This window comes from Mycobacterium genavense ATCC 51234 (assembly GCF_000526915.1).
In the GTDB taxonomy this organism is placed as follows: domain Bacteria; phylum Actinomycetota; class Actinomycetes; order Mycobacteriales; family Mycobacteriaceae; genus Mycobacterium; species Mycobacterium genavense.
The window spans coordinates 1-26492 of record NZ_JAGZ01000018.1 but is presented as its reverse complement, the minus strand read 5'-3'; the positions used below and the strand labels follow the sequence as shown (position 1 = coordinate 26492).

At 67.0% G+C, this 26492-nt stretch carries 24 protein-coding genes, 1 tRNA gene and 3 pseudogenes; 14 read left to right on the top strand and 14 right to left on the bottom strand.

The window, feature by feature from the left end; translation table 11 throughout:
- The first annotated feature begins 30 nt into the window (after nucleotides 1-30).
- Entirely contained in the window at nucleotides 31-1248 is a 1218-nt protein-coding gene (locus T428_RS0123655) for an acetyl-CoA C-acetyltransferase (RefSeq protein ID WP_025738401.1), read from the top strand.
- A gap of 187 nt (nucleotides 1249-1435) precedes the next feature.
- Here the strand turns inward: T428_RS0123655 and T428_RS0123650 are convergent, their stop codons facing one another.
- Nucleotides 1436-2281, bottom strand: coding sequence for a Bax inhibitor-1/YccA family protein (locus tag T428_RS0123650; protein ID WP_025738400.1), 846 nt, complete (start codon nucleotides 2279-2281; stop codon nucleotides 1436-1438).
- A gap of 280 nt (nucleotides 2282-2561) precedes the next feature.
- Between T428_RS0123650 and T428_RS0123645 the strand changes: the two genes are divergently transcribed.
- From T428_RS0123645 to T428_RS30565, 3 genes and pseudogenes are all read left to right on the top strand, one after another.
- On the top strand, nucleotides 2562-3611 hold the full coding sequence (locus T428_RS0123645; protein WP_245605057.1) for an enoyl-CoA hydratase/isomerase family protein: 1050 nt from the start codon (nucleotides 2562-2564) through the stop codon (nucleotides 3609-3611).
- Between the two features lie 12 nt (nucleotides 3612-3623).
- Nucleotides 3624-4409 (top strand): enoyl-CoA hydratase, encoded by a 786-nt coding sequence (locus T428_RS0123640; RefSeq protein WP_025738398.1) that lies wholly within the window; start codon nucleotides 3624-3626, stop codon nucleotides 4407-4409.
- A 9-nt stretch (nucleotides 4410-4418) separates the two neighbouring features.
- Nucleotides 4419-6196: pseudogene (locus tag T428_RS30565) on the top strand (alpha/beta hydrolase).
- On the opposite strand, the gene T428_RS0123630 reads toward T428_RS30565, so the two are convergent.
- Nucleotides 6197-6628, bottom strand: a complete 432-nt coding sequence (locus tag T428_RS0123630; protein WP_025738397.1) for a rhodanese-like domain-containing protein — start codon at nucleotides 6626-6628, stop codon at nucleotides 6197-6199.
- Complete coding sequence (locus tag T428_RS0123625) at nucleotides 6625-7224, bottom strand: cysteine dioxygenase (protein ID WP_025738396.1); 600 nt, start codon at nucleotides 7222-7224, stop codon at nucleotides 6625-6627. The genes T428_RS0123630 and T428_RS0123625 overlap by 4 nt, the downstream gene beginning before the upstream one ends.
- Before the next feature lie 112 nt (nucleotides 7225-7336).
- Between T428_RS0123625 and T428_RS0123620 the strand changes: the two genes are divergently transcribed.
- From T428_RS0123620 to T428_RS0123610, 3 genes are all read left to right on the top strand, one after another.
- Nucleotides 7337-7777, top strand: coding sequence for a lipoprotein LpqV (locus tag T428_RS0123620; RefSeq protein WP_211244007.1), 441 nt, complete (start codon nucleotides 7337-7339; stop codon nucleotides 7775-7777).
- A gap of 140 nt (nucleotides 7778-7917) precedes the next feature.
- Complete coding sequence (locus T428_RS0123615; RefSeq protein WP_036468785.1) at nucleotides 7918-8898, top strand: patatin-like phospholipase family protein; 981 nt, start codon at nucleotides 7918-7920, stop codon at nucleotides 8896-8898.
- 233 nt (nucleotides 8899-9131) lie between these two features.
- Complete coding sequence (locus T428_RS0123610; protein WP_211244006.1) at nucleotides 9132-10469, top strand: aminotransferase class I/II-fold pyridoxal phosphate-dependent enzyme; 1338 nt, start codon at nucleotides 9132-9134, stop codon at nucleotides 10467-10469.
- Here T428_RS0123610 and T428_RS0123605 read toward each other — a convergent pair whose 3' ends face one another.
- The 10 genes and pseudogenes from T428_RS0123605 to T428_RS0123555 all read right to left on the bottom strand — a co-directional run bounded on the left by T428_RS0123605 (nucleotide 10470) and on the right by T428_RS0123555 (nucleotide 20372).
- Nucleotides 10470-11339: a patatin-like phospholipase family protein gene (locus T428_RS0123605; protein WP_025738392.1), complete on the bottom strand. Its 870-nt coding sequence runs from the start codon at nucleotides 11337-11339 to the stop codon at nucleotides 10470-10472.
- Between the two features lies 1 nt (nucleotide 11340).
- Complete coding sequence (locus T428_RS0123600) at nucleotides 11341-12231, bottom strand: class II glutamine amidotransferase (RefSeq protein ID WP_025738391.1); 891 nt, start codon at nucleotides 12229-12231, stop codon at nucleotides 11341-11343.
- Nucleotides 12232-12261: 30 nt separating this feature from the next.
- The gene (locus tag T428_RS0123595) at nucleotides 12262-12735 is read right to left on the bottom strand and encodes an SRPBCC family protein (RefSeq protein WP_025738390.1); all 474 of its coding nucleotides are present in this window, start codon (nucleotides 12733-12735) and stop codon (nucleotides 12262-12264) included.
- 23 nt (nucleotides 12736-12758) lie between these two features.
- Nucleotides 12759-14364, bottom strand: a pseudogene (locus T428_RS30560) (long-chain fatty acid--CoA ligase).
- Nucleotides 14365-14493: 129 nt separating this feature from the next.
- Complete coding sequence (locus T428_RS0123585; protein ID WP_025738389.1) at nucleotides 14494-15630, bottom strand: YncE family protein; 1137 nt, start codon at nucleotides 15628-15630, stop codon at nucleotides 14494-14496.
- Between the two features lie 378 nt (nucleotides 15631-16008).
- The gene (locus T428_RS0123580) at nucleotides 16009-16767 is read right to left on the bottom strand and encodes a DUF427 domain-containing protein (RefSeq protein WP_156943044.1); all 759 of its coding nucleotides are present in this window, start codon (nucleotides 16765-16767) and stop codon (nucleotides 16009-16011) included.
- A gap of 13 nt (nucleotides 16768-16780) precedes the next feature.
- Nucleotides 16781-17029 (bottom strand): DUF6295 family protein, encoded by a 249-nt coding sequence (locus tag T428_RS30555; protein WP_245605056.1) that lies wholly within the window; start codon nucleotides 17027-17029, stop codon nucleotides 16781-16783.
- A gap of 35 nt (nucleotides 17030-17064) precedes the next feature.
- The gene (locus T428_RS0123570) at nucleotides 17065-17820 is read right to left on the bottom strand and encodes a dienelactone hydrolase family protein (RefSeq protein ID WP_025738387.1); all 756 of its coding nucleotides are present in this window, start codon (nucleotides 17818-17820) and stop codon (nucleotides 17065-17067) included.
- A 101-nt stretch (nucleotides 17821-17921) separates the two neighbouring features.
- Complete coding sequence (locus tag T428_RS0123565) at nucleotides 17922-19505, bottom strand: esterase-like activity of phytase family protein (protein WP_084298852.1); 1584 nt, start codon at nucleotides 19503-19505, stop codon at nucleotides 17922-17924.
- A gap of 63 nt (nucleotides 19506-19568) precedes the next feature.
- A complete protein-coding gene (locus tag T428_RS0123555) occupies nucleotides 19569-20372 on the bottom strand; it encodes a hypothetical protein (RefSeq protein ID WP_036468782.1) in 804 nt (267 codons plus the stop codon).
- A gap of 85 nt (nucleotides 20373-20457) precedes the next feature.
- On the opposite strand from T428_RS0123555, the gene T428_RS0123550 reads away from it, so the two are divergent.
- From T428_RS0123550 to T428_RS33350, 4 genes are all read left to right on the top strand, one after another.
- Entirely contained in the window at nucleotides 20458-21678 is a 1221-nt protein-coding gene (locus T428_RS0123550) for a class I SAM-dependent methyltransferase (protein ID WP_025738384.1), read from the top strand.
- Between the two features lie 142 nt (nucleotides 21679-21820).
- Nucleotides 21821-22147 carry a DUF732 domain-containing protein gene (locus T428_RS0123545; protein ID WP_025738383.1) on the top strand — a complete coding sequence of 109 codons (327 nt, stop codon included), beginning with the start codon at nucleotides 21821-21823 and terminating at the stop codon, nucleotides 22145-22147.
- 66 nt (nucleotides 22148-22213) lie between these two features.
- Nucleotides 22214-22882: a hypothetical protein gene (locus T428_RS31455; protein ID WP_051465341.1), complete on the top strand. Its 669-nt coding sequence runs from the start codon at nucleotides 22214-22216 to the stop codon at nucleotides 22880-22882.
- Nucleotides 22863-23354 carry a hypothetical protein gene (locus tag T428_RS33350; RefSeq protein ID WP_169733700.1) on the top strand — a complete coding sequence of 164 codons (492 nt, stop codon included), beginning with the start codon at nucleotides 22863-22865 and terminating at the stop codon, nucleotides 23352-23354. The genes T428_RS31455 and T428_RS33350 overlap by 20 nt, the downstream gene beginning before the upstream one ends.
- 24 nt (nucleotides 23355-23378) lie before the next feature.
- On the opposite strand, the gene T428_RS0123535 is transcribed toward T428_RS33350, so the two are convergent.
- A tRNA-Leu gene (locus T428_RS0123535) sits at nucleotides 23379-23452 on the bottom strand.
- Nucleotides 23453-23810: 358 nt separating this feature from the next.
- Here T428_RS0123535 and T428_RS30545 point away from each other — a divergent pair.
- The 3 genes and pseudogenes from T428_RS30545 to T428_RS0123520 all read left to right on the top strand — a co-directional run bounded on the left by T428_RS30545 (nucleotide 23811) and on the right by T428_RS0123520 (nucleotide 26426).
- Nucleotides 23811-24751 (top strand): annotated as a pseudogene (locus T428_RS30545) (PPE family protein, SVP subgroup).
- A 57-nt stretch (nucleotides 24752-24808) separates the two neighbouring features.
- The gene (locus T428_RS0123525) at nucleotides 24809-25990 is read left to right on the top strand and encodes a PPE family protein (RefSeq protein ID WP_025738382.1); all 1182 of its coding nucleotides are present in this window, start codon (nucleotides 24809-24811) and stop codon (nucleotides 25988-25990) included.
- A 139-nt stretch (nucleotides 25991-26129) separates the two neighbouring features.
- Nucleotides 26130-26426, top strand: coding sequence for a WXG100 family type VII secretion target (locus tag T428_RS0123520; RefSeq protein WP_025735564.1), 297 nt, complete (start codon nucleotides 26130-26132; stop codon nucleotides 26424-26426).
- The last annotated feature ends 66 nt before the right edge of the window (nucleotides 26427-26492 follow it).

Below are 26492 nucleotides of genomic sequence, written 5' to 3'. Positions count from 1 at the left end.
ACGCGAGCGAACATCTTGGAGGGAACCGTCATGCCCGAAGCCGTCATCGTCTCCGCCGCCCGCTCGCCGATCGGGCGCGCCACGAAGGGGTCGCTGGTCAACATGCGGCCCGACGACCTGGCCGCCCAGATGGTGCGCGCCGCCCTCGACAAGGTCCCCGCTCTCAACCCGCATCACATCGACGACCTGATCCTGGGCTGCGGCCAGCCCGGCGGTGAGTCCGGGTTCAACCTGGCCCGCGTCGTCGCCGTCGAACTGGGCTACGACTTTCTGCCCGGCACCACGGTCAACCGGTACTGCTCGTCGTCGCTGCAGACGTCCCGGATGGCCTTCCATGCGATCAAGGCCGGCGAGGGCGACGTGTTCATCTCGGCGGGGGTGGAAACCGTGTCCCGGTTCGCCAAGGGCAGCGCCGACTCCTGGCCGGACACCAAGAACCCGCTGTTCAGCGAGGCGCAGGAGCGCTCCGCGGCCGCGGCCGGCGGCGCCGACGAGTGGCACGACCCGCGCTCGGACGACACCCTGCCCGACATCTACATCGCGATGGGGCAGACCGCGGAGAACGTGGCACTGTTGACCGGCATCAGCCGCGAAGACCAGGACTACTGGGGCGTGCGCAGCCAGAACCGCGCCGAGGAGGCGATCAAGAGCGGGTTCTTCGAGCGGGAGATCTCGCCGGTGACGCTGCCCGACGGCACCACGGTGAGCACCGACGACGGCCCGCGACCCGGGACCACTTACGAGAAGATCAGCGAGCTCAAGCCGGTGTTCCGGCCCAACGGCACAGTGACTGCGGGCAACGCCTGCCCGCTCAACGACGGCGCGGCGGCGCTGGTGATCATGAGTGACACCAAGGCCAAGGAGCTGGGTCTGACGCCGCTGGCCCGCATCGTATCCACCGGCGTCAGCGGCCTCTCGCCGGAGATCATGGGACTGGGCCCGATCGAGGCGTCCAAGCAGGCGTTGGTCCGGACCGGCATGTCGATCAACGACATCGACCTCTACGAGATCAACGAGGCCTTCGCGGTGCAGGTGCTGGGCTCGGCCCGCGAGCTGGGCATGGACGAGGACAAGCTGAACGTCTCCGGCGGCGCGATCGCGCTGGGCCACCCGTTCGGCATGACCGGCGCCCGGATCGCGGCCACGCTGATCAACAACCTGCAGACCCACGACAAGACGTTCGGCCTGGAAACCATGTGCGTCGGCGGTGGGCAGGGCATGGCCATGATCTTCGAGCGGCTCAGCTAGGTCGTTGAGTCAGCGTTGCGTGTGCGTCCTGGGCTTTGCGTGTGCCCCCAGGCTGGGCGACACGCAGGGCCAGACAGCAGTAGCCGCACACTCAAGGCCGCAGCCGCACACGCAACGCCGGCAAGCCTTCTCCAGCGCAGACAAAATCCGGCACGCCCGTACGTGTGCCGGCTCTTGTCGTAGAAAACTAATCGTTCTGCAGATAACTGAGCAGACGCAGGATCTCGAGGTACAGCCAGACCAGCGTCACGGTCAGGCCGAGCGCGATGCCCCACGCCGCCTTCTCGGGCGCTCCCGCGCGGATCATCTGGTCGGCCGCGTCGAAGTCGATCAGGAAACTGAACGCGGCGATACCAATCACGACCAGCGAGAACAGGATCGCCAGCGGTCCGCCGCTGCGCAGGCCGAGGCCCGCACCGCCACCGACACCGAACATGCCGAGCACCAGGTTGCCGATCATCAGGGCCAACGCACCGAACATCGCGCCGACCACCCAGCGGGTGAACTTGGGCGTGACCCGAATGGCGCCGGTCTTGTAGACGACGACCATTCCGAAGAACACCCCGAAGGTGCCCAGGACCGCCTCACCGATCAGCGCGCCGGCGTTGACGTTCGACACCTGGAAGTTGGCGAAGACGAACGAGACCGCGCCGAGGAACAGGCCCTCGAGAACGGCGTAACTCAGCACGATCCCCGGGTTGTCCTGCTTGCGGCCGAACATCGCGATCATCACCAGCACGAAACCGCCGAGCGCCCCGATCAGGGTCAGCGGCATCGCCAGCGCGAGATTGTTGGCCACCAGGAAGTAGGAAACGATCGCCGAGACGGTCAGCACGCCCAGCGTGATGCCGGTCTTCGTGACGACGTCGTCGATGGTCACCGGACGGGTGGCCTTGGCCTCCTGGTATGGAGCCTGGTAGGGGTCAGCTTGGTAGTGCCCCTGCTGCATCTGGGCCGCGCCAGTGCCGAATTGCGCGTATCCGCCGCCCTGCTTGGGCAGCGAACGAAATACCGGGTTACTGGTCTCCCGCACCGTCGGATCCTCTCTAAGACTGTGGCTTCGAGCTGTGCGAACACCTGCTCAACGATCAGCCGCCTTTCCAGGTTCCCAGCGGAACTGGTTATTTCAGGGTATATCCGGGGCTCGGTGACTGTCGTCGGCTCAAACATAATCCTTACCCGATCCTTACCCGCGGGCATCGCCCCAGTTGTCACGATCTAGATTGCTGGTCAAGGCCCAGAAGTCATCGCCGCGCCACCCTGGGCACAGATGACCGACCCGTAAAGCCCTCGAAACGATGAAAGGCTGGCGCGTGACCGAAGGCGCGACCGAGACATCCGACGAGATTTTGACCCGTGTCGACAATGGCGTCGGCCTGATCACGCTCAACCGCCCCAAGGCCATCAACTCGCTGAACCAGACGATGGTCGACGTGCTCGCCCCGCTGCTCACGCGGTGGGAAAACGACGATTCGGTGCGCGCGGTGGTGCTGTCCGGCGCCGGCGAGCGCGGGCTGTGCGCCGGCGGCGACGTGGTCGCGGTCTACCACAGCGCCCGCAAGGACGGCGTAGAGGTACGCAAATTCTGGCGCGACGAGTACCGGCTCAACGGCCAGATCGGCCGCTTCCCCAAGCCTTACGTGTCGTTGATGGACGGCATCGTGATGGGCGGTGGCGTCGGCGTCAGCGCGCACAGCAGCGTCCGGGTGGTGACCGAAAAGTCCAAGATCGCAATGCCGGAGGTCGGCATCGGTTTCATCCCCGACGTGGGCGGCGCGTTTCTGCTGTCCCGGGCGCCGGGGGCGCTCGGCTTGTACGCCGGTCTGACCGGCGCGCCGTTCGACGGCGCGGACGCCATCGCTCTGGGATTCGCCGACCACTACGTCGGCCACGACCAACTCGAGGCGTTCACCGCCGCCATCGTCTCGGGCGACGTCGACAGCGCGCTCGCCGCACACGCCGTCGAGCCGCCACCCAGTAGTCTTGTCGCGCAACGAGATTGGATCGACGAATGCTTCGCCGGCGACACCGTGGCGGACATCATCGCGGCGCTGCGCGCCCATGACGCCCAACCAGCGCACGACGCCGCCGACCTGATCGCCACCCGATCCCCCATCGCGGTATCGGTGACGCTGGAGGCGGTGCGCCGGGCGGCAAAGATGGAAACGCTGGAAGACGTTCTGGTTCAAGACTATCGAGTATCGTCGGCCTCGGCGCGCTCCCACGATCTGGTGGAAGGCATTCGCGCGCAGATCATCGACAAAGATCGCAATCCGAAGTGGTCGCCGCCGACCTTGGCCGGGGTCTCCGCGGCCGACATCGAGGCGTATTTCGCGCCGGTCGACGACGACCTGAAATTCTAGAAAGGCGATGCGGTGAGCAACACAAACTATGAGACCATCCTCGTCGAGCGCGACGAGCGGGTCGGGATCATCACGCTGAACCGGCCGGAGGCGCTCAACGCGCTCAACAGCCAGGTGATGAACGAAGTCACCAGCGCGGCAACCGAATTCGACAACGATTCGGGTATCGGGGCGATCATCATCACCGGCGCGGGCGGCAAGGCCTTTGCGGCGGGTGCCGACATCAAGGAGATGGCCGGGCTGAGCTTCGCCGACGCGTTCGGCGCCGACTTCTTCGCCACCTGGGGCAAGCTGGCCGCCGTACGCACCCCGACCATCGCCGCGGTGGCCGGATACGCACTGGGCGGTGGCTGCGAGCTGGCGATGATGTGCGACCTGCTGATCGCCGCGGACACCGCGAAATTCGGCCAGCCCGAGATCAAACTCGGTGTGCTGCCGGGCATGGGCGGTTCGCAGCGACTCACTCGCGCCATCGGCAAGGCCAAGGCGATGGACCTGATCCTGACCGGTCGCACCATCGGCGCCGACGAGGCCGAACGCAGCGGGCTGGTTTCCCGGGTGGTGCCGGCCGACGATCTGCTCACCGAGGCCAAGGCCGTCGCCACCACCATTTCGCGGATGTCGCTTTCGGCATCCCGGATGGCCAAAGAAGCCGTCAACCGCGCCTTCGAATCCACCCTGGCCGAGGGGCTGCTCTACGAACGACGGTTGTTCTATTCGACTTTCGCGACCCACGACCAGTCCGAGGGGATGGCGGCATTCGTCGAGAAGCGGGATCCCCACTTCACGCATCGCTAAGATGCCCCCATGAGCGAGCCAGGTTCTGCGACCGGCGCCGACGACCAATCGGCGGCCGGCGCAGCCCAAGTCGCGGGCCCGCAGGCAAGCGTCGCCACCAAACCCGACGCGGCGCAAGAAGACCCCGACACCACCGGACTGGTGGACATCGCGACCAAGCCATTTTGGGTTCCCCACTACACCTTCACCGGCACCACGGTCGGCCTGATCTTCATCTGGTTCTCGATGACACCGTCGATGCTGCCGCGTGGCGCGATCTTCCAGGCGCTGGTCAGCGGGTTCTCCGGCGCCATCGGCTATGGGCTGGGCGTCTTTTCGGTCTGGCTGGTCCGATACATGCGCACCAAGAACTACAGCCCGCCGTCGCCGCGCTGGGCATGGAAGGTATTGATCCCGGTCGCCCTGGTGGTCCAGGTGCTGATGGCGATCTGGTTTCACGTCTGGCAGGACGACGTGCGCGACCTGATGGGGATCGGACACCTGAAGTGGTACGACTACCCCACGGCCGCGATCCTGTCCGTCATCGTGCTGTTCACCGTCGTCGAAATCGGCCAAGCCATCCGGATACTGGTCAGTTTCCTTGTGGGACAACTGGATCGGATCGCGCCGTTTCGCCTCTCGGTGACCATCGTGGTGGTGCTGCTGGTGGTGTTGACGATCACGGTGCTCAACGGCGTCGTGCTCAAGTTCGCGATGCGCACCATGAACAACACCTTCGCCACGACCAACAACGAAATGAATCCCGCGATCGCCATGCCGAAAAGCCCGCTGCGATCCGGTGGTCCGCAGTCGCTGGTGTCGTGGGAATCGCTGGGCCACCAGGGCCGCATCTTCGTCAGCGGCGGCCCGACCGTCGACCAGCTGACCAAGTTCAACGGCGCGCCGGCCGCCGAACCGATCCGCGCCTACGCCGGCCTGAATTCCGCGGACGGCATCACCGCGGCCGCCGAGCTGGCGGCGCGTGAACTGCAGCGCGAAGGCGGCTTACAGCGCGAAATCGTCGCGGTCGCAACGACTACCGGGACCGGCTGGATCAACGAAGCCGAAGCCTCGGCGCTGGAGTACATGTACAACGGCGACACCGCGATCGTCAGCATGCAGTACTCGTTCCTGCCGAGCTGGCTCTCATTTCTGGTGGACAAGGAGAACGCCCGCCACGCCGGCCAGGCCTTGTTCGAGGCCGTCGACAGGCTGATCCGGCAACTGCCCGAGGGGCACCGTCCCAAGCTGGTGGTGTTCGGCGAGAGCCTGGGCTCGTTCGGGCTGAGGCGCCGTTCATGAGCCTCAACAACGTGTTGGCCCGCACCCACGGCGCCCTGTTCAGCGGGCTGACGTTCAACAACACGATCTGGACGGATCTGACCGCCACCCGAGACGCCGGTTCACCGGAGTAGCTGCCCATCTACAACGACGGCCACAACGTCCGATTCGTCGCGCGCCCAAGCAATCTGGACCGCCCCGAGGACCCGTGGGGCCGCCCGCGGGTGGTGTATCTGCAGCACGCCTCCGACCCGATCGCCTGGTGGACACCGGGTCTGCTGTTCAGCGAGCCGGATTGGCTGCGCGAACGGCGGGGATATGACGTGCTGCCGGAAACGCGCTGGATCCCGGTGGTGACTTTCCTGCAGGTGTCGGCGGACATGGCGGTTGCCGTCGATGTGCCCGACGGGCACGGCCACCGCTACGTCGCCGACGTCGCCAACGGCTGGGCGGCGGTGTTGTCACCGCCGGGGTGGACGCCGGAGAAGACCGAGCGGCTGCGACCGCTGTTGCATGCCAACGATTAGCTAGAGCCAGCGGCGGGCGGGCGCCCCGGCATTGGCCAGCACGTCCGGATTCCCGGCCAATTCGGCCAGCACCCCCGCGCCGGCGAGCGCGTGAAAACCGCCGATGACGTCGGTGGCCCGGTGCAGCCCGATGTCGAGCAGCGCGGCCGCGGCCAAGCTTGAGGTGTAGCCCTCCGAGCACACGATCACCCATTCGACGTCGTCGCCGACGGCCTCCGGCAGGCGGGCATCGCTGGTGGGGTCGCACCGCCATTCCAGGACGTTGCGTTCGATCACCAACGCCCCCGGCACCTCCCCCTCGCGGAAGCGCTGCACCTGCGGCCGGATATCGACGAGCACCGCCCCGCGGCGCAGCGCATCGGGGACCTCGGTGGCCGCCAGCCGGCGAAAGCGGCGCCGGGCGGATCTCAACACCACGTCGATACGGCTCATTGCGTCCCCTCCGGTTGATCGGTCAGTTCGGTGCGCCGACGGCGCAACCTGCTGTCCGCGGTGATCTCGTAGTACGACATCGCGCTCAACGGCGGTGAATACGCGTGCACGCTCAGCGTCGGCGCCCCCGGCGTCTTGATCGGGGTGACGGTCCCGGGCAGCGGGCGCGCCACCGGCCGGGGCGCCCAGACCACGTCGTGCACCCAGCCCAGCGGGAACCCGGCCTGATCACCGGCATCGAGCCGGCGTCGCCGCAAGCTTCTTCCGTCCCAACGGAATTCGTTGAGCGATCCGGACACCACGGTCAGCGCGCCCAGCGACCCGCCGTGATCGTGCAACTCGGTGGCGTGACCGGGAACCCAGCTGATCAGCCAGACGTCGAGCTCGTCGTCGCCGTGGATGCGGGTGAACCAGCGCCGCGAGTCCGGCACCCCGCCCGCCGGCAGCAGGTGGTCGCAACGGCCGCTGAGCACATCATCGGCGGCCTGGTCGGTGGCGTGCAGCAGGTCGGGAACCCGCAGCCGGGTGGGGCCGGCGCAGGGCGACGCGAGGATCGGTGGGCGCAACGCAGCGGAACGGGCGACGGACACGGACATGGCAGAACTCCACAACGAATCGGATTGGGCGAGGGCGGCGCGTTTAGGCCGACAACACTCGCAAAATCCGAAGCGCTCCATCACGGCCGCCAGTGTTGCATAGATTGAGGCCGTGCGGTCGTTCAGTCGGCGCCCCCTGTTATGGGGCGCACTCGTCGTGGCGAGTTCGATCGGACTGGCGGGGTGCTCGTCGGATGGCGCCCGCGCCGGCAAGGTCACGTCGCCCCCGCAACCGTCAGCCGGCCCGTGGGGCGTCACCTCGGCGGCGGCGGTGGCCGTCGGCCTGTCCCCGGCCGGGGTGACAACCAAGGTCGACGTCCCCGCCGAATCGACCGAAGAGGAGTACTACCAGGCCTGTCATGCCGCAAAACTGTGGATGGCGGCGCGACCCAAGACCGGGGAATCCCAGTTCGAGCCGTATTTGGCGATGGTCCAAACGTCGCCGACGGCCACCGCGAGCAGCTGGAACATCAGGTGGGCCGATCTGACGCCGGCCCGGCAGGCGGCGGTAATCACCGCCGCGCGGGCCTCCGCCAACGACGAATGCGACTAGCGTCGTTCGAACTCCCGCGCAATTGCGATCATGGGTGAAAAAAGTGCCGACCCGACCCGGCGCGGGCCGGATCCGGCACGCAAAATGTAGGGGTGTCTGGCGAAGCCGTCGCGCGTCGATCACCACGTCCCCGGGTCGCCATGGCACTCGGGAGCGGCGGCGCCCGCGGCTATGCCCACATCGGGGTGATCGAGGCGCTGCAGGACCGCGGCTTCGAGATCGTTGGAATCACCGGCTCGTCGATGGGCGCGATGATCGGCGGGTTGCAGGCCGCCGGGCGGCTCGACGAGTTCGCCGACTGGGCCAAGTCGCTGACGCAGCGCACCATCCTGCGGTTGCTCGACCCGTCGATCAGCGCGGCGGGGGTGATGCGGGCCGAAAAGATCCTCGAGGCGGTGCGCGACATCCTCGGTCCGGTCGCAATCGAGGAACTGCCGATCCCCTACACCGCGGTGGCCACCGACCTGCTGGCCGGCAAGTCGGTGTGGTTTCAGCACGGTCCGCTCGACCAGGCGATCCGGGCATCCATCGCGATTCCGGGGGTGATCCCTCCGCACGAGGTCGGCGGGCGGCTGCTGGCCGACGGCGGGATCCTGGATCCGCTGCCGATGGCCCCACTCGCGGGGGTCAATGCCGACCTGACCATCGCCGTGGGCGTCAGCGGTAGCGAGGTGATCGCGAAACGCGAGCCCGAGCCCGGTGCCACCGTTGAGTTGCTGAACCGCATGGTGCGCAGCACGACCGCGCTGCTGGACACGTCGGCCGTGCGGTCGCTGCTGGACCGGCCCACCGCGCGTGCCGTGTTGGGCCGCTTCGGCGTGGACACCTACTCGGACGAGGACGACGACGACGCCGACGAGCTCGTGGAGGCGCCGGGGGTTCCGAAGCTGGGCAGCTTCGAGGTGATGTACCGGGCCTTCGACATCGCCCAGTCGGCGCTCACTCGCCACATGCTGTCGGCCTACCCACCCGACCTGTTGATCGAGGTCCCGCGTTCGACGTGCCGGAGCCTGGATTTCCACCGCGCAGCAGAGGTGATCGACGTCGGCCGGCTGCTGGCCGATCAGGCTCTCGACGCGCTCGAGCACCCGGCCGACGAACCGCCCGCGATCGACGGCTGAATTCCGAGAGACGTTGCGTCGGTTCGGAATTCCCTCACTCCGACCCAGCCGCGACATCATAGCGTCCCATCGCCGCGACGCGGGACTTTCACGGATTCCCAGAGCTTTCAGATGTGCGACCGACACTGTTAAGAGTCAATCACTGCGCGATTCACAGGCTATTTAACACGAGCCTAGTAATCTTGGCGCGCCCGACTCTGGTTAGGGACCAAGATCAAATCCCAAGGAGCGCAGTGACTCTCGCAGTGGACATCCCCGAGGCCGCATCGGTCGCCGAGGCAACTGACCCGGCGACGCTGGACGGCAGCATGCAGGACTTCCGGGCGCTGGGCGGCGACGACATCATTGCGCGCGTCGACCGCTTCTATCGATGGCAAGACTGCCGGCGCGAACACGGTCTGTGGCCATTCGGCCGGGCCACCGAGGCCGGTCCGCGGCGTCATGCCACCGTGCACGACGACGGCGGCCGGACCATGTCGGGCGTGAATTTCGCGTCGCAGGACTATCTTTCGCTGTCCGGTCATCCTGAGATCAAAGCCGCGGCACGGGCGGCGATCGACGACTACGGAGTCCACAGCGCCGGTTCACCGGCTCTGGTGGGGAACACGTCGGTGTCGCTCGCGCTGGAGCGCAAGATCGCAAATTTTGTCGACGCCGCCTACGTCAGCCTGTTCTCCACCGGATGGGCCGCCGGTTATGGGGTGGTCAAGGGGCTGGTGCGGCCGGACGACCACATCGTCATGGACCGGCTCGCCGACGCCTGCCTGCAGGAGGGGGCCGCCGCGGCGACGCGCAATGTGCACCTGTTCGCCCACAACGACATCGCCGACGCTCGCGCGAAGCTGGCCGCCGTTCGCGCCCAGGACCGTGACCACGGCATCATGGTGGTGACCGAGTCGCTGTTCTCGATGGACTCGGACACTCCCGACATCGCCGAATTGCAAGATTTGGCACGCGAATTCAAGGCGACACTGGTGGTCGACGTCGCGCACGATCTCGGCTCGATCGGCCTCGACGGCCGCGGCCACATCGGCCTGCAGGGCATGATGGGCAAGGTCGACCTGGTGATGGGATCCTTCTCCAAGACCTTCGCCTCCAACGGCGGCTTCGTGGCGACCAAGCATCGCCGGGTGACCGAATACCTGCGTTACTACGCCTCGCCGAACACGTTCTCCAACGCCCTGTCGCCGATCCAGGCGGCCATCGTGGGGAAGGCCTTCGACATCGTCGACAGCCCGGAAGGCGCGCAGCTGCGGCACCAGTGCATGTCCAACGTCTTGCAGCTGCGGGCACGCCTGGCCGACGCGGGCTTCGATGTCTACGGAGAGCCTTCTCCGATCGGCTCGGTCAAGATGGGCAGCGAAGCCGTGGCCCGCCTGGTGAGCCGGCAATTGCATCGAAACGGGTTGGTGGCCAACCTCGTTGAGTACCCGGCGGAAGCCCGGGGGCAGGCGCGCTTCCGGCTGCAGGTGATGGCCAACCACAGCGAAGGCGACATCGCCAGCGCGGTCGACAAGATCGCCGAAGGCCACCGCACCGCGCTGTGCGAGCTGACGGGATTGGGGGCCTGATCAGACGCCCAGGAACCGAGCCACGGCAGCGGCTTCGCGGCGGCCCTGTTCCCGTCCCGCCGCCGCCGAGCTGACGCGATAGCGCGGGTCTAACACGTTGGGCCCGAACGCTTTCAACGAGTCGGCGTCGGCGAATACCCCGAATGCCGCGCCGGCGAATGCCTCGATCTCGGCGGCTGGCCCGTCGCCGAACGGCGCGGGCGCGTCGGGCGCCGAGGGCACCAGCACCACCGCCGCATCGCAGTCGCGGGCGGCATCGAGGTTCACCGAGCTGGCGATCCCACCGTCCATGTACCGGCGGTCGTCGATCGTCACCGGCGGCCACGCTCCCGGCACCGCGCAACTGGCCGCCACCGCATCGACGAGCTCCACCCGCGATTCGGCGTCGAAAATCACCCATTCGCCGGTGGCCGTGTCGATCGCGGTGATGCGCAGCACGCGGCGCGGCCAGTCGTGCGAGGGCAGGCGTTGCGCGATCACCTGGCGGCGAACCGGCTCGGGAACGGTCTTGCTGCCCAGCGCCACCGCCCCGATGCGCCGCATCTGCTGGCGCGTCCTGTCCAGCGAGTCGTCGTAGGGCTCGGCCAGCGCGGTCAGGAACAGCTCGGTGACGGTCTCGACGTCGACGCCGGAGTCGATCTCGCCCGACGTCTCGGCGACTTGGCGCTCGAACAACTCCTCCAGCGTGGCACCGCTGCCGATCTGGGCGGCGACCGCCGAACCCGCCGACGTGCCGAGCAGTACCTCCGAGTCCAGCAGCAGCCGCGCCGCCGCCGGTGACTCGTCGGCGATGCCCTGCAGAATCCCCGTCTCCCAAGCGATTCCGGCTATTCCCCCGCCGGCCAGCACCAGGGCACGTTTGGTCGTCATGTCACAACTTCCGGGTGTTGGGCAGCGCGTGCTGCGCGTGTTCGACCGGCACGCTGAGCTCCTCCCGGCGCAGCAGGTGCTTCGGCTGGTCGGGCAGGATCATCGTTCGGTGAATCTGCAGCGAGCCGTCGACGTGCACCAGCTCGCCGGGGTGCAAGAGGCGCCAGCGCGGGTCGTCGTCCATCGGCTCGGTGGCAAACACTACCGACGGCCGAGTGCACAGCAGGTCGGACTGCGCGTGAATCCGCTTGGTACGCAGGTCGAATGCCGCGTCGGGTGCTTCCGCGGACTCGTCGCGGCGGTCCAGCAGGCAGAGCTGGTGAGTTGCCGGGTAGCGCAACGCCCACATGTCGATGGCCGTACACAGCAACACGTTGACCGCGTAGATCGGCACGTTGTCCGCGAGCCAGGTCATCGCGTCGGTGATGCCGGCGGAGACGTCGCCGCCGGCCGCGCGGATCGAGGCGGTCATCAGCGCGAACACCCGCTCCGAATCGGTCTGACCCAGCACCAGGTCGTCGGCGCCGACCTCGCGCAGCCGCTCGTCGAGAAGCGGAAGTCCCTCGAGCACACCGTTGTGCGCGAAGATCCGGCCGTCCTGCAAGAACGGGTGGGTGTTGCGGATGTCGAGCGATCCGGTCGTCGCGTAGCGCACATGGGCGACGAACGTGGTACCGGTCTTGCGGTGTGCTTCGGTGGCGAACTCGGCGTCCTGCCACGCCGCTATCGGCTCCTTGTACAGCCGCGGTTCGCCGTTCGCCTCGAAGACACCCAGGCCGGTGCCGTCCGGATTGCGCCGGCTCTGCTCGGCCAGGCTGTCGGGTGCGTCCAGTAGCCAGAAGATCGCGGTGCAGGCGTGCGTCCCGGCGTGCAGGCCAAAGAGTCGACACATGGGCTCGACGCTACCGAATAGGGTTGCGGCTCAGCGCGTCAGCATCCCGGACAGGTCGCGCAGCGCCTGGCGCGCGTAGCCCTTCCACATCCGGCCGAACACCGGAAGCGCCAGTGCGGCCAGGGCCGAGCACGGGTGGATGTCCCAGCGCCAGGTGACCTCGGTGCCGCCGGCGGCCGGCGCGAAGGTCCACTCCCCCAGCACATGGTCGACGAGCAAGGCCATCGGGCCGGTGACATCGTCGAGTCGGTAGCCGAACGAACGGGGCGGGTCGACGCTGGTGAGCTCCTCGCGGGTGCTGCCGCCGCCGGCCAGCACCACGGTGCGGGTCTGGCCCGCGGCATCCCACGCGCCGGTCTGGTCGCGCACCTCCTCGATCGGAGGGAACACCCCGTGCCGGTGGCTGAAGAGCTCCGGCAGCGGCGCCGGCAGAATGCGGTGAAAGGCCTGCTCGACCGGAACCGGTATGACCAGCGACTCTGCGAAGACCCGCGAATGTGCCATGGATCAATCCCTTTCAGCGAGCCTCAGTCGCGCGCCTCGGTGACGTCGTATCGGTGGTCCGCGTGCCGGGCCCGGATGGCCTTCTTGTCGTACTTGCCGACGCTGGTGCGCGGGATCTCGTCGGCAAAGGCCCACCTCTCAGGTAGCCACCAACGAACGACCTTGTCCGACAAGAACTTTCGCAACTCGCCGGCGCTGACCGACGCACCTTCGTTGAGGACGACGACGGCGAGCGGGCGTTCCTGCCACCGTTCGTCGGGATGGCCGATCAGGCAGTTCTCCAACTCGACCGAGGAGATCCATTCCCCGCCCGACTTGATCACGTCCTTGGCGCGGTCGGTGAAGGTGACGAAGCCGTCGGCGTCGATGCGGCCGACATCGCCGGTACGCAACCAGCCGGAATCGAATTTGGAGTCGTCCCGGCCGAGGGCCGAGGTAGTAGGAGCCGGTGATCCACGGGCCGCGGACTTCGACCTCGCCCTCCGCCTCGCCGTCGTTGGGCAACACGGTGCCGTCGTCGGCGACGATGCGCATCTGCACCCCGCAGATCGGCTGGCCCTGGGTGCCGCGGATGGCCCAGTGTCGCTCCTCCGGGGTTCCGATCGGCGGCCAGGCCAGCGTGGCCAGCGGCGACGTTTCGGTCATGCCCCACAGCTGCCGAATCTGGACGTTGTATTTGTCTTCGAAGGTACGCATCATCGACACCGGAACGGCCGAGCCGCCGCAGGCCACCAGCCGCAGCGACGAGATGTCGTGGTCGGGCTCTTTTTCCAGGTGATGCAGCACGTCGTTCCAGATGGTCGGGACCGCGCCGGCCAGGGTGGGCCGCAGCTTCTCGATCATGTCGATCACCGATCGCGCGTTTAGGTGGCAATCGGGCAGCACCAGGTCGGCGCCGGCCATCACGGCCGCGTAAGGCAGCCCCCACGCGTTGGCGTGGAACATCGGCACGATGGGCAGCACCCGGTCGCAGGCCCCCACCCCGATCCCGTTGGTGCTGCACGCGGCCATGGTGTGCAAGAAGCTCGAACGATGGCTGTAGACAACACCTTTGGGGTTACCGGTGGTGCCACTCGTGTAGCACATCGCGGCGGCCGATTTTTCGTCGAGGTCCGGCCAGTCGAATTCGGTCGACTCGCACTCGATCAGCTCCGCGTAGCGCAGCACCGTCTTGCCCGACTCCTGCAGTGCCGCCGTGTCCCCGTCGCCGACCGCGATGACGGTGTGCACGGTGTCCAGCTCGGGCAGTATCGGGGCGAGCAGCTTGGCCAGTGACATGTCCACCAGCACCACCCGGTCTTCGGCTTCGTTGGCGACGTAGGCGATCTGCTCGGGGAAGAGCCGGATGTTGAGGGTGTGCAGCACCGCACCCATCGACGGGGCGGCGAGGTACGCCGTGAGGTGCTCGGCGTTGTTCCACATGAACGTCGCGACGCGCTGGTCGCCGGTTACGCCCAGGCCGCGCAACGCGTGGGCCAGTTGGGCGGCCTGGCACCCCAATTCGCGGTAGGTGGTGTGCCGATAGCCGTCCCCGGTCGCCGTCGCGACGGTTCGGGCCCCATGGACGCCGCAGCCGTGCCGCATGATCGCGGTGATGGTCAGCGGAAAGTCCTGCATCGTGCTTTGCATCGATCTACCGCCTTACCGTCTCGGCGCAGCGCCGCCTCATGGTCGGTCGGGCGAATGGTATCGCCGCGCCATCGCCCGGACACCGGGTTCCCCCGACAAGGTGTGTTGTACCGCGGCCGCACCGGAACGTCAGGCGAGCACGGGTTCGTGCGCCACCAGGTCGGGCACCAGCAAGGCGGTGGACGGCAGCTCCCGGTCGGCACCGCTCTCGATGGCCGGCGGGGCGGGCGTCGCGATGGGCGTGACGCTCACCGCGCCGCAGTAGCCGGCAATGTAGAGGCGCTTGCCATCCGGGCTTTCCAGCGCGCACGACGGCTGCATACCCGCCGCGAGGGTGGCGATGACGTCGTGGGTCAGCGTGCCCAGCACGGTGACGTTGTGGTCGCTGACCAGGTAGGCGCGGGCTCCGCCGGCGGACAGCGTCATCCCGGTGAGAAAGCCGCCGATCTCCCCGACCTTGCGGGTGGTGATGATCTTGTTGGTCCGGGTGTCGATCACGTCGACGACGACACCCACCTCGGGGGCACAACTCGCCACGTAGGCGATCGCGCCGTTTCGGCTCAGCGCGACGTCACGCACGGGCAGGCCGATCTCCACGGTGTCGATCACCCGCAGCGCGGTCCGTTCGCCGGTGCCGCGCTTCTGGCGCCAGCTGGCCCGGGCACCGGCTTGCGCTCGGGTGTCGACCACGACGAGCCGGCCGCCGGTGGGCCCGTTGACGCCCACGTAGGCCCGAGAGCCGTCGGGGCTGACGCGCACGCATTCGGTGGCGGCGGCCTCCGCGATGGTGATCGCGTGGATCTTTCCGGTCGCGGTGTCCAGCGCGGCCAGGTCGGCCACCCAGGCGCCGTCGCGGCCGGCGTACACCTGCCGCCCGGCCGTATCGACCGCCAGGTCACTGACGGATAGCGTCAGCGGATGCGTCGCGACCACCGCGTTCGTGGACACGTCGATGACCCAGATCGCGTCGTAGGCCGTCGACACCGTGCTCACGTAGGCCCGGCCCGGTCCGGAGCCGGCCGTCGCGATGGCGAACGGCTCGTCGACGCCGTCGATCGTGTCGACCACGCGAAAGGTATCGGTGTCGATGATCGAGATGCGATCGGTTCCGTAGTGGGTCGCCACCAGCCGGCGCCCGTCCGGACTGGTCGCGATGCCGCTGATCGGGCCGTTGCCGACGGCGATCTCGATCGCCATCGGGGCCATCGGTGTCGCGTCGATCTCGACGACCCCGCCGGCGGCCTCCCGGCCGTTGGTTTCGCTCACGTTCGCACCGCCTTCGTTCGTTGATGTCGGCCCTCCGCGTGCGCCAGTGGTGAAGCGACGTCGGATAACCGCATTTCAGCGCCTGAAAATGCGCTGGCCTGCACAAATGCTACTGGCCGAATTTCGGCCGAAAATTTTTGAAATCGGCGCTGTCGGCTAAATCACTGCGCGGCCTCAGGATCCGCTCAGGTGATAGTCACCAAGTATATACACAGACACCAGATGGCTAACAATTAAGGTCGCTACTAAATGCTGGTATACGTATCCTAGCTAACTCGACGACGAGCGGTTGGCAAAAACCAGGGTAAGAATTTATTAGCTTCCCTGGCCAAAAGAGGGAAATGTCACATTTGCCGCCTTTGGGTATGTCGCGATGAATTAGCTGAACTGGGTCTTCGGTCGGGCCAGACTGACACCGTCGACGGCGATGTCGAGCTTTTCGTTGTAGAACGCCACCAGGCCCGCGATCTGGCTGACCGCCGGCAGCGGGAAGTGATAGGTCCAGGCGAGGTCGGCGTGCACGGTGTCGCCGACGCGCACCGACCAGTAGCCGGAGGTTACCCCCTTGTACGGGCACTGCGTCTGCGTCGGGCTGGGCTCCAGATGCGCGAACGAAACGTCGGTAGGGTCGATGTAATACCTTGTCGACAAACCAATTTCGAACAGCAGTACCGGGGATCGTGTGTCGGCCAACACGATACCGTCCAACTCGACCCGGACGTGCCGGTGCGAGCGCAGCGCGTCGACCCGCGAGTACGGATTGCGCGGGTGGACGTAGATCGGCTCGTCTTCTTCGAACCAGCGCAACGCATCCCATTCGAACCGCACCATGCCCGCGACGGGGCTGTCGGCGTCGAAGACACGGACCGCCGACGGGTGCGTCTGGCCGGCGCCCTGCACCGCATGCAACCGCGACGGCCCGAACTGCACCTTTTGCGCGTGGTTCTCGTCGCGCAGGAACTCGGCGCGCACATCGGCCAGCGGCACGTAATACGCCGGGTAGTAAGGGATTTCCCACACATAGCGCGCCGCGGTCGTATCGAAGATCAGCTCGTCGCCCAAAAAGCCCCGGACCCGCCGCGGTACCGGTTCGATGCGGCCGCGGGCGGCGGCCATCTGCGGGTAGTCAGGCTCGATCGTCATGGGTCACCTACTGGTCCTTGGACGCCAGGCCGGCCGTCGCATTCGAAATCGCGGTGCGGATGGCGTCGGCCAGCGCCAGCGCGCTTTCCTCGGTGAGCGCCAGCGCCACCCGTGCCGACGTGCCGAGCCCCGGATTGATGACATCGATGTTGACCGTGTGGCCGAAGGGCGCGTGGTCGGGATGGTCGACATAGACCGTGGCGCGGTCGGCGCCGAACCACCCCGACGCGCCCTTGGCGCTGCCGTCGAGCTGCACGTGTTGGTCAGATAGGTGCACATGGCTTGGTAGACCTAGCCTTTCAGGTAGGTGGCGAAGAATTCGTCGATGCGGCGCCAACCGTCGACGGCGGCCTCGGCCCGGTAGGCCGGCCGGTCGACGGAGAAGAACGAGTGGCCCGCGTCCTCGTAGGAGTGGAACTCGTGTGGTTTGTCGAGCTTGGTCAGCTCGGCGTCCAGCGCGGCCACCGCGGGTGGAGTCGGAAACTTGTCGTCGATCCCGAACAATCCGAGCAGCGGGCAGCTGAGCTGGGGCGCCAGGTGCAGGATCGGTTGCATCGCCTTGGGCATGCCGTCAAGCAGATCTTCGACGACGAACGCTCCGTAGCAGTCCACCGCGGCGTCCAGTTGCAGCGAGCACGCCGCCAGGAAGGCGTGCCGCCCGCCCGAGCAGTGCCCGATCACCCCGAACTTGCCGTTCGCGCCGGGCAGCGAACGCAGGTGCTCGACCGCGCCCGCGACATCGCCGACCAGCCGCTCGTCGGGCACACCGCCGCCCGCCCGTACCGTCGCCGCCGCGTCGTCGGGAGCCGCACCGGGCGCCTCGCGGGAGTACAGATTCGGCGCCACGGTGTGGTGGCCGCTGACGGCAGCCCGGCGAACGAACTCCTTGGTCTCCCGGTCATAGCCGGGCATGTGATGGATCCAGACGATTCCGCCACGCGATCCGTCGGCGAGCGGACTGGCGCGATAGGCCTCGATCTCGTCGCCGCCGTGGCCGGTGATGGTGATCGTCTCCGCGCGAATGGCATCCGGGCTGACCGCATTCATACGAGATGCGCCTTGCTGGGCCGCAATTGGGTGCGGTGCGCGTGCGGCTCGTGTGGTGGTGCGCCCGCCGGAATCCAACGTATCCGAACTTGCGCGGTGGCTCAGCCGACCTTGATCGGGATGGTCTCGGCCTCCATCGTCGGTGGCAACTTCCTGAGGTCGACGGTCAAAATCTCGCCGCTGTTTTGGGCGCCGTTGGGCAGCGTTTTGGGCTTGAGCGCGAACGGCGGAGTGGTCGACGCCAGGCCTTGCAATCCGAAATCGCTGTCGTTGGCGACCATTATGGTCTTGCCGCCGTCCGGGGTGATGATGCCTTCGATCTTGGCGTGGCCGAAGAAGCTGCCGGCGGCCGGCAGCGACCCCAGCAGATCGGTGAGATCGAGTTTGAGTTTCTTGCCGGCCACCGTGATGCCGGCGCTGCCGAGTTTTTCGGTGGCCGCGTCGACCCCGCTGATGCCGACAAAGGTCTCGATCGGAACGCCGTTGACCAGCAGGCCGCCGCGGTCGGCCTGATAGCTCGTCCCGGCCACGTTCGCGCGGGGGCCGACGTCGGTGGCTCCGGAGATGTCGGCCAGATAGATCTTCTTGTTGCCCTTGGGCTGCGGCTCGCCGTCCAGCTCGTCGACCAGGAAGGTGGTGTTCGTGACCGCGGTGATTTCGGACACCGCGACCTTGGTCTGCTGCGGGTTGGCCAGCGGGTAGAGGTACTCGTGCACGTCGCCGCGGTTGGCGAGTTTGATCGTCACGATGCGGGTGATCGGAACCGACGTCGACGGGCCGGCCAGCCCCGGGGTTTGCAGCGCCGACTGCATGATGGCCACCAGGGTCGTGCCGTCGGGGGTGACGGTGAAACCCTTCAGGCCGTGGTTCGGGCCGCGCAGCGACAGCTCCTTGGGCAGCGTCCCGTCGAACGGTGAAAGGCGTTCCAGCTCTTTGCCATTGGCGTCGAAATGGACGATGAACGGGCCGTATTCGTCGGCGATCCAGAAGGTTCCGTCGGGCAACGCGACCAGACCCTCGGCGTCCAGGCCGTGATCGGACGGCGTTAGCGGGTTGCTGTTGATGTCGACCATCACCTCGCCGCTGGTGGCCTGCGGGGGCGACAGCCCGACCAACGGCGCCCCGTCCTTGCCCGCCAGCGTGATGATCCGCTGCACCGACGCCACACCGTCGGCGAGCTTCAACTTGGCTATCTGCGGGTGGAAATCGGGTATGGGAAGGACGATTTCGTTCGGTGTGCGCCCGGCGACGTTGAGGCCGCGGTCGGTCAGGCCGTAAATCTCGTCGGAGCTGCCCGGTACCGGGGCGATCGCCGAGCCGTGCGCATTGGCCTGGACGGCGCCGCCGCCGATGGTCGCCAGCGGCGGCAGGTTCTCGGCGTAGAGCTTGACGCTGGCGGTGGAGGTGAGGTGCAGCTGATCGGTGCCGGTGAACCCGGCGTCGGGGGTGTAGATCATAGCGCCGTTGGCGCCGTAGGTGATGGTGCCGTGCTCCGGTTTGGCGTAGGCCACCGGCGTGTCCCCATCGGTCGCCGCGAGCATCTGCTCCGGGGTGATGGTCAACGCCTGGCCGGCGCCCGTCTTCAACTCCGGCTTAGCGCGTGATCCGGAATGGTCCGACGAGCAGGCCGCCGCCGTGATCATCGCGGTGGCGGCAGCGACGAGCCAGATCCTGTGGGATGCCATGCAGTCGACCTAACGAGTAAAAGTTGTCTCGCTGCGCAATGTCGCGCGAGCAGCCGTCACGGTTCAACGCTTCTTGTCACGCACTTTGTAGGTCGAAGGCCACGACTTGCGCGACTCGTCGCCGGTCAGCGGCGTTCCCTTCCCCCCGACCCGTAGGTTGTACGCCTCTTTACCGGGGCCGACCTCGCGATTCGAGTGCTCCTGGGCCAGGAAATACAGCTCGTCGATCGTCGCTTCGTCGTAGGCGACGAACGAGGTTTCCCGTTCCATATCGTCGATCCCGACCAGCATCCGCTCCGGGACATACCGCGAGGCCAGCGCCGCCAGCCCCAGCAACGAGTAGGGGATGCCCCAGCAGCAGATGAACAGCAGCGGTGTTTTCGTGTCGAGGATCGTGGCCGCTTGGCCACCGAACTGCTCGAGCACCGGCGGAATCGCCGACGACACCGTCATGCCGGCAAACGCGGCGATCCAGATCCAGGACAACACGTCGGTGATCCGGTCGAACAGCTCTGTCTTGACGACGTCGGGAGGTTGCTCGGCCGCGGCGAACTCGCGCACGAACGACTTGCCGACCAGCTGCCCGATCAGGGCTACCAGGAAGATCCCTGCGCTGCTGAGCGGCTGTATCCACCGGTGCATGAAGGTCTCGCTGAGCGTGAAGGTCAGCACCGTCAGCACCGCGAACGTGGCTACCGCCCCGATCTCCAGGGTGCCGCCCGACGTACCCAGGGTGCGCCCGATCGCAACCGCGGCGATGGCGATCACCAACGCGACCACCACCGCGGTTTTGAAGGGGACGTTGCCGACCAACACCCAGTAGATAAGCCACGGCGCAAATCCAAGAGCATGCCCACGGTGGGTCAGTGTAGGAGTTGCCGACCACTACCCCACGGGCAACGCCGCGTCGGCATCCAGCGGGGCCCGGCAAACCCGTTACATTGCCTGTGTAGTGAACGACGATCCGCGCGACGACGTGGTCTCCCGGCAATACGATCGGTGGCAGTACCCGCCCCCCATTGACGACCTCGAGGCCTACTCGAAGAACAACTGGGAGTGGTTCGACCCCTACTGGGCGCACCGGGTGTTGTGGCCGGACCGCGGTTACCGGCCCGACCTGGACATCCTGATCGCGGGGTGCGGCGCCAACCAGGCCTCGGTCTTCGCGTTCACCAACCGCGCCGCCAAGGTCGTGGCGATCGACGTCAGCCAATCGGCGCTGGACCATCAGCGGTATCTGAAAAACAAGCACGGCCTGGACAACCTGGAATTACACCTGCTTCCGATCGAAGCGGTATCGACGTTGGGCCGCGACGTCGACCTGATCGTGTCCACCGGCGTGCTGCATCATCTGGCCGATCCGCTGACCGGGCTGACGGCGCTGGTCGGCTGCCTGCGCCGCGACGGCGCGATGGGGCTGATGCTGTACGCCAAATACGGCCGGATCGGGGTCGATCTGCTCGAGTCGGTGTTCCGCGACTTGGGGCTATCCCAGGACGACGCGTCGGTGCGGGCGGTCAAGGACATCATCGCCGCACTGCCCGCCGACCATCCCATCCGCGGTTACCTGGCGGTGGCCCGCGATCTGCAGACCGACGGAGCGCTCGTCGACACGTTCCTGCACGGTCGCCAGCGCAGCTACACCGTCGCCGACTGCCTCGATCTGGTCGCATCGGCCGGGCTCACCTTCCAGGGATGGTTCCACAAGGCGCCGTACTATCCTCACGAATTCTTCACTCCGGCAAGCAAATTCGGAGACTATTTGGCAAAATTGCCGGACGCCGAACTATGGTCGGTGGTGGAACGGCTACAGCCGGCGAACGCGACACACTTCTTCATTGCGTGTCGCCCGGACCGTCCCAAAGAGCAGTACACCATCGACTTCGCGACGGACCAGGCGCTGGACTACGTCCCGATGTCGCGCGCCGCCTGCCTGTTGTCCGACGCCGACCTGTTAGGGTCCGGTTACCGGGTGCGGCTGGGCCCGGATCAACTACCTTTCGCGCAACTCGTCGACGGCCGTCGCAGCATCCGGGAGATCGCCACCGCCGTCGCAGCGCGCGGTGGCAGCAACGCCGATGCGGCGAAGGACTTCGCGCGCAAGCTTTTTCAGGAGCTGTGGCGGTTGGACTTCCTGTCGATGGCAATCAACGCGAGTGAGCATGGTGCGTAATAGCTCGCGCTGAGCCGCATCTGGCGGCCCCTGACGGAGCAAGCCGCAGCCGGCCGGCACCGCCGCATCCGTTGGCGAGACATAATGTCAAGACAACGTTAGGATTCTGGTTCTGCACGGTTCACATCAAGGGGGTCGACGAATGAAGAACACGGCATGGTTGGCGGGCCCGATCGCCGCCGTGGCGACCACCCTTGCCATCGGCGCCGCTCCGATCGCGCATGCCGACGGGGCGGACGACACGTACCTGCGCACCCTGCAGCAGCGCGAGCTGAGCTGGCCCAACGGCCAGGACCAGATGATGATCAACGCGGGCCGTGCGGTGTGTCAGGACTTTGACGCCGGGGACACGATGGCCCAGACCGTCGACGACGTGAAGAAGGCGCTCGGGGTGAGCAACATGGGTGCGGGCAGCATCGTGGGTGCGGCGGTCGCGGCCTACTGCCCGCAGAACCGCAGCAAAATGTAGGGGTTGACCCGGCAACCTCCGCAGCAATGTCGCCTGCACCGGACGCCCGCGGGCTAGGGTGAATCGGTGCTCGCCCTGGACACGATGGTCCGCGAAAACCTCATCATCTGTCCACGCTGCACCGACCCGGTGCGCCGCGAAGCCGGTGCCTGGCGATGCACCAATTCGTCGTGCCGGTACTGCTCCGAGCCGTGCCCGGTCATCGCCGGGATACCCGCCCTGATCGATTTCGAGCACAGCGTGGTCGACGCCGACCGGTTGCGCGCTTCCCAGGGCGCATCGGAGGTGCCCCGACGGGGGCTGCACCGGGTGCTGGCGTCGCTGATGCACCCCGCGAACGACACCGCCGCCGCCAGCGTCGCCCGGATGCTGGAGCTGCTGCGGGTCGACGCCGGCACGGCCGGGCGACGGCCCCGGATTCTGGTGATCGGGGGCGGCTCGCAGGGCGATGGCTTGGCGGGGCTCTACGCCGACCCGGAGGTCGATCTCGTCTCCTTCGACATCTACGCCAGCCCGACCGTGCAATTCGTCGGCGACGGCCACGCGATCCCGTTGGCCGACGGCTGCGTCGATGGCGTGATCATCCAGGCGGTGCTGCAAGTACGTGCTGGAGCCGACGGTGGTGGCCGGGGAGATCCACCGGGTGCTGCGTCCGCGCGGAATCGTTTACGCCGACTCGCCGTTCATCCAGCAGATCTGCGAGGGACCCTACGATTTGACCCGCTTCACCGATAGCGGGCAGCGCTACTTGTTCCGCAGGTTCGAACGCATCGACTCCGGCAGCGTGGCCGGCGCGGGCACCGCCTTGCGTTGGTCGATCGACTATTTCGTCCGGGCCCTCACCCGGTCCCGCCGCCTCGGCAGGCTCGCGGTGCTCTGCTTCTTCTGGCTCAGCTGGATGGACCGGATCCTTGACCCCAAGCACACGATCGACGGTGCCTGCAGCGTGTTCTTTCTCGGCCGCAAGACGAAACCTCGATCAGCGCGGCCGACATCATCGGCTACTACCAAGGTGCGATGTCCGACATCGCCGTCCGCGACCGACCCTGACGCACACCGGCCGCGCCGCCGGCAGGTAGCCGACTATGGGTGGCACAACCACACGGCGTACCACCCGACCAGGGACCACCACGAGTACTTGTCCTGGTTCAGCGATTGGTACCCGGTTTCGTGGCGGCTGCCGGAGGGCTGGTTCTATCCCTGCTAGTCATGGCGGTTCCCAGTAGGTCCGTGCCCCCAGTCGGACTCGAACCGACACTGGGCGGATTTTAAGTCCGCTGCCTCTGCCAATTGGGCTATGGGGGCCTCGGCGGCGAATCTAGCGCGCGCGATCCGGTGGTGGGACACCGCGTCCCACCCGAATTCGGCCGAAATCCCCACGTGCGTGCCGACCTCTCTTCGCGTAGGATGCGCGTCCCGCCAGACGTCCGGGCACGCGCCCCCACCCCACAAGTGACACCGCTATGTCGGCCGGCAGGACCTTGTTAAAACTGCGGGCGTCGGCGTTAAGAGGCCGTAAACGCCCGCCATCCTCGCCCTTTCGATCGGGAACTTGGTCAGGGGGAAATTAGCCTTACGCCAGTACACAGGGGCTCGTACGCCACCGCACAGGGTCGATCCAGTTCTTTGGCTCGACATGGCTCGAACACTAGAGGAGCAATGGATGTCATCTTTGACAACAGTGACTGAAGAGATGCTTGCCGCGCAGGGGCAGCTGGAAACGATCAATGCCAATCTGGCGGCGCAAAACGCCGGCGCCGCGGCGGCAACCACGGTCGTCACCCCGGCCGGCGCCGACGCGGTCTCGCTCCAGCAGGCGGCGATCTTCTCTCCGCGTTCGGCACCGCGTACCAGACGACCGCCGCCGACGCGCAGACCCAGCTGGAAGCGTATGCGACCAATCTGGGCACCAGCTCCAACAGCTACAGCGACACCGAGGCCAACAACGCGGCATCGGCACTGCTGTCGGAGGGCGACCAATTCAACCTGCTGTCGGATCCGGTGTCACAGGTCCAGGCGGCCGAGCCCGGCACCACCGCCCTCGACTGGCTCCAGTACCTGCTCGGTGGCACCGGCTACTACACCAACTCGGCAATGCTCGGCGGGATGTTCGGCCTGTCCAGCAACTCGGCCAACATCCTCAACATCGGTGCCGGCAACTGGGCGTCAGCCGCCTCGAACCTGGTCGGTATGGCCGGTGGTGGTCTGCTGCCCGCCGGTAGCGACACGATCGGTGACGCCGCCGCCGCCGCGGGTGCCGCGGATCTCGCCGCCTCGACGTCCCCCATGCCGGTGGGCATGGGCGGCGTGGGAGGCATGGGTGGCGCGATGCCGGTGGTCGCGGGCATCGGCCAGGGCACCCTGGTCGGCAACCTGTCGGTGCCCCCGAGTTGGGTCGGCGGTCAGGTCACCCCGGTGGCTGGCACCGCCGCCGCTCCGCTGCACACCGTGGGCTGGACCGCCGCCGCTCCGCAGGCCAGCACGGGCACTCCGATCGCCGGCATGCCGGGCGTGGTGACCGGCGCGGAACGCGCATCCAACGGCTTCGGGGCGCCGCGCTACGGCGTCAAGCCGATCGTCATGCCGAAATCGACCGCCGTCTAGCAGCGGCACCGACCTAACTCTCATACGACCTATACGAGCGGGATACACAAAATGGTTATGGACTTTGCAGCACTGCCCCCCGAGATCACCTCGACGCTGGTGTGGAGCGGTCCGGGCTCGGCGCCGTTTATGGCCGCCGCGACCGCGTATGCCAACCTGGCCGCGGAGGTGAGCACCACGGCGACCTCGTGGGAGTCGATCATCTCGTTGCTGACCACCGAGCAGTGGACGGGCGGGGGGTCGGCCGCAGCCGCCGCCGCGGCACAGCCGATCGTGACGTACCTGACCGACACCGCGGCCGCGCTCGAGCAGGCGAGTTCCGCCGCCGCATCGTCGGCGGCCGCGTTCGAGGCGGCGCACGCGGCGGTGGTGAACCCGGCACTGGTCTTCACCAATCGCGCGGAGTTCGCGGCCGCGCTCGCGACGGTCCCGTTCAGCCTCCCACAGCTGATGGAATTGGAGGTCGAGTACAACGAAATGTGGGTCCAGGACGCCACCGCCATGACCGCGTATCAGGCCGCCGCGGATGCGGCCGCCTCGACGCTGCAGCCGGTGACGCCGCTGGCGTCGACCACCGACCCAGCCGCCGGCGCCACCACGCTCGCCGCCAATGACGTGCTCGAGGGGGCCAACGATTTGCAGACGTTGGATTTCAGCTCGGATGTGCAGTCATTGCTCGACTCGTTGGGCATCACCAACCCCGTAGCCAGCAACAACATTCTGCAGTCGATCGACGGCTTCCTCGGTACCCCGTCGGTGCTGAACGCCATCAACGGCGCGGTCAACACCGCCGCCTGGTTCAGCATGATCACCATCCCGACCGCCGTATCGCTGGGCCACGTCTTGGCCGGCGCCGCGGTGCCGGCGGCCGCGGTCAGCGACGTGGTGCCGGCCGGTGCGGGCGGCATCATCGAAGGTGCCGTGGTGAGCTCGGTGTCCCCGATGGCGGGTGCGGGTGGCTTGGGCAGCGCGGCGACGGCGAGCCTCGGTGGGGCGTCGACCGTAAGCCGTCTCTCGGTGCCGGCCAGCTGGGCGGCGAACGCAGCCCCCGCGACCGAGGCGGCCGCAGCGACCGCTCCGCTCGAGGGCTCGGGCTGGACCGCCGCCGAGGAGGAGCCCGGCGTCATGGGCGCGCCCGGCATGCCGGGAATGGTGGCCGGAGCCAAGGGCGCCGGCGCGTACGCCGGGCCGCGGTACGGCTTCAAGCCGATCGTCATGCCGAAGCAGGTGGTGGTGTGACGCCCGAAAAGGCAGTCACATGTCACTCGTTCGAGGCTGGCAGTTAACCGCTACGCCGTAATCTATCCGCTGCGCGGCTACCGTCGCGCTCAGACTTCCAGTTACCGAAGGCAGCACCCGAAAAAAGGAGAAAGGCAAGATGGCAACACGTTTTATGACCGACCCGCACGCGATGCGTGCGATGGCGGGCCGTTTTGAGATGCACGCGCAGACGGTGTCGGATGAGGCTCGCAAGATGTGGGCGTCGTCGATGAACATCGCCGGTGCGGGCTGGAGTGGTCAGGCCCAGGCGACCTCGTACGACACGATGGGTCAGATGAACCAGGCGTTCAACAACATTGTCAACATGCTCCACGGCGTGCGGGACGGACTGATCCGTGACGCCAACAACTACGAGACGCAAGAGCAGGCCTCGCAGCAGGCCCTCAGCCACTAACCGCGAAAACCACTGGTTTCCAAAACTTTCAACTCAGAAGGACATAGACAATGTCGATCAATTACC